Annotated in this window: 2 protein-coding genes and 2 pseudogenes; 1 reads left to right on the top strand and 3 read right to left on the bottom strand. The window is 65.6% G+C overall.

What is annotated here, in order from left to right; genetic code table 11:
* Positions 1 to 671: 671 nt before the first annotated feature.
* The 3 genes and pseudogenes from QOI01_RS28925 to QOI01_RS28915 all read right to left on the bottom strand — a co-directional run.
* Positions 672 to 836 (bottom strand): annotated as a pseudogene (locus QOI01_RS28925) (alpha/beta fold hydrolase); the annotation flags it as partial.
* Positions 837 to 845: 9 nt separating this feature from the next.
* Positions 846 to 1,049 (bottom strand): annotated as a pseudogene (locus tag QOI01_RS28920) (superoxide dismutase); the annotation flags it as partial.
* A 98-nt stretch (positions 1,050 to 1,147) separates the two neighbouring features.
* A complete protein-coding gene (locus QOI01_RS28915) occupies positions 1,148 to 1,444 on the bottom strand; it encodes an HNH endonuclease signature motif containing protein (protein WP_526386578.1) in 297 nt (98 codons plus the stop codon).
* 289 nt (positions 1,445 to 1,733) lie between these two features.
* On the opposite strand from QOI01_RS28915, the gene rox reads away from it, so the two are divergent.
* Positions 1,734 to 3,009 (top strand): rifampin monooxygenase (gene rox, locus QOI01_RS28910; RefSeq protein WP_526386577.1); only part of this gene is annotated, 1,276 nt, incomplete at its 3' end.

Raw genomic sequence — 3,009 nt, 5'->3', positions numbered from 1 at the left:
GACGGAATGCCGAACCCCCATCTCACGACGGTAGGGCACTGATGGCGATGAGGCACGAATTTGACATGAACCGACGGAGCACAGGCGAAAGCATGTCCTGATGGGAAGCCGCGACGTGGTCGAGTTCAGGTTCAACGTCTAGACAACACCAAGCCCGCAAGCAGGTATCCCAGGAGCCATAGCAGTCGATGCGAGCGGGACAGGGCAGGCAACAAGGACAAGTGCGTGTGCAAGGGACTTACTCGGCGGCTCACCGGACGCGCTCCCGCTGCCACGCCTGGCGCCTTGGTGGCATCATTCTGTGCATCAAGTGATGCGTGTGGAGGTGTCTGGTGAGGACGACGGTAACCATTTGCTGTCCAATCTCCATCAGTTCCCGACGGTCACGCACCTTGAAACACTTCACCTCGTTGAACGTCGCCGTCCGTGGAGCACGGGTTTGAGCGCAGTCGACGTCAACCTTCTCGGATCTGTCGCGTTTGTGGAAGGCGCGCAGCTTTGGAAGAGGGACAAGCGGCTGAGGGCAGTCGCTACGGAGGTCGGCGTTCCGGTCGTCGCAGGGTTGGTCACCACGCCAGCTGGCGGCTGTCCCGCTGCTCGACGAGATCTACGCGGGGTTGACCTGCCGCCCCCGCCGACTCCGACGACCACCAGGTACGGCGCTTCGAGTATCAGTTCGGCGCCGGCGCAAGATCTTTCGCGGCAAGGGCGAGAATGTCGTTCGCGTGACTCACGGCAATGAAATGGCCACCACCGCTGATCGGGTGCCAGACTGCTCCCGGCGTCTTGTCCGCCACCGTCTTGTTGATCACCTCGGGAACCAGGGTGTCGGCGCTCTAATTGCACAGCAGCCTGTCGCCGAGGCTGTCGTAGCCCAGTACCGCCCAGTCCGAGCCCTGCAGCCCGTTGGCGGCCGCGGTGAACTGTGCCTGAAACTTCTCGAACGAACCGAACTGGTCGTCGATGGCGGCGGCGAGATCACCGGTGGGCCTGTCACCGCCGTTGGGGGAGAGGTTCTTCCACCAGATGGAGTGGTTGCCGTGGCCGCCCCGTAAAGTGCGCCGTCGGCGGCCGCAGCTGACGAGTGCGTCGGTCGACGGACGGTCACCAGATCCGATGAGCAAGAACCGATTTGGCGAGCAGAGGATCACTCCGGTGCGGCTGTGAGCACCTGGTTGATCTCGGCCTGACGGACTAGGAAGGACCGTTCGTCCAATTTCTTACGCCGCATCCAGGTGGTTACTTCGGAATTGCACTTGCTGGCGTTGCACGACGGGCAGCTGGGTACCACGTTGACAAGCTCATAGCGCCCACCGCGCGAGATGGGGAGCACGCAATCCTTCTGCAGCGGTGTCCCGTTCGCCCTGCAGTAGGCACAGCCGCCCCATGCCACCTTCAGTGCGGTCCACTGCGATTCGGTGAGGTCGTGTTCCTTCTCGGCCATCCGCCGCCTGCGCCGGCGCGCATATCGGACCGCGCGGGCGGGGCTTCCGGAGGGCACGGCCCGAGGCTACCGCGGAACCGATGCCATCACGGGAGGACAGATCTCCGCGTTTCATCGAGCCCGCGGCGTAACAAACCGAGGGCAAGGAGGTCGATCACTCCTTGCCCTCTTCAAGATATAGCGCACCAGGGGCCTTGCGGCAAGACCCCGGTTGTGCCGCAGAATCTCCACCCGACGCCAGAACCTGAGGAAGGCAGTGCTCTCAGGGACCTTCTTTAAGGAGGATTTCTTGATTGACGTGATCGTTGCCGGCGGCGGACCGACCGGCTTGATGCTGGCCGGCGAGTTGCGGTTGCATGGGGTGCACGTGCTGGTGCTGGAGAAGGAGGCGGAGCCACCCAGGTATGTCCGCGCGCTCGGTCTGCACGTGCGCAGCGTCGAGGTGATGGACCAGCGGGGTCTGCTCGAGCGGTTCCTGGCGCTCGGCCGGCAGTATGCGGTCGGTGGATACTTCGCGGGTATCTCCAAGGCGTGGCCTGGCCGGTTGGACACCGCACATCCGTACGTCCTCGGCATCCCGCAGACCACCACCGAGCGCCTGCTGACCGAGCACGCCATCGAGGTCGGCGCCGAAATCCGGCGTGGCTGCGAACTGGTCGGGCTGAGTCAGGACGCGGACGGGGTGAGCGTCGAGTTGGCCGACGGCACACAGCTGCGCTCGCGCTACCTCGTCGGCTGCGATGGCGGCCGCAGCACCGTGCGCAAGCTGCTCGGCGTCGGCTTTCCCGGCGAGCCCGCCAAGGTCGAGACGCTGCTGGGCGAGATGGAGGTGACCGAGGATCCGGCGACGATCGACAGCGTCGTCGCAGAAGTCCGCAAGACCCAGTTGCGGTTCGGTGCCGTGCCGCTCGCGGACGGGGTGTACCGCGTCGTCGTGCCCGCCCAAGGGGTGGCCGAGGACCGCATGGTCCCGCCGACCCTCGAGGAGTTCACGCACCAGCTTCGGTCGGTCGCGGGCACCGACTTCGGCGTGCACTCACCGCGCTGGCTCTCGCGCTTCGGTGATGCCACCAGGCAGGCAGAGCGCTACCGGTCCGGCCGGGTGCTGTTGGCCGGCGATGCCGCGCACGTCCACCCTCCGACCGGCGGGCAGGGCCTCAACCTCGGCATCCAGGATGCCTTCAACCTCGGCTGGAAACTGGGGGCCGAAGTCGATGGCTGGGCACCGGAGGGGCTGCTCGACAGCTACCACACCGAACGACACCCGGTGGCCGCCGACGTGCTGGACAACACCCGCGCCCAGATGCACCTGATGTCCCTCGAGCCAGGCGCTCAGGCAGTGCGCCGGCTGGTGTCGGAACTGATGGACTTCGAGGAGGTGAATCGGTACGTGATCGAGAAGATCACCGCGATTGGGGTGCGCTACGACTTCGGTGACGGGCATCGGATGCTCGGCCGGCGGATGCGGGACGTGGGGTTGGCGCGGGGCAGGCTCTACGAGCTGATGCACGACGGCAGGGGGCTGCTGCTCGACCAGACGGGCAGGCTTTCGGTGGCGGGTTGGG

Source organism: Mycobacterium sp. (genome assembly GCF_032162605.1).
Lineage (GTDB): Bacteria > Actinomycetota > Actinomycetes > Mycobacteriales > Mycobacteriaceae > Mycobacterium.
This window is presented reverse-complemented; position numbering and strand designations above follow the sequence as displayed.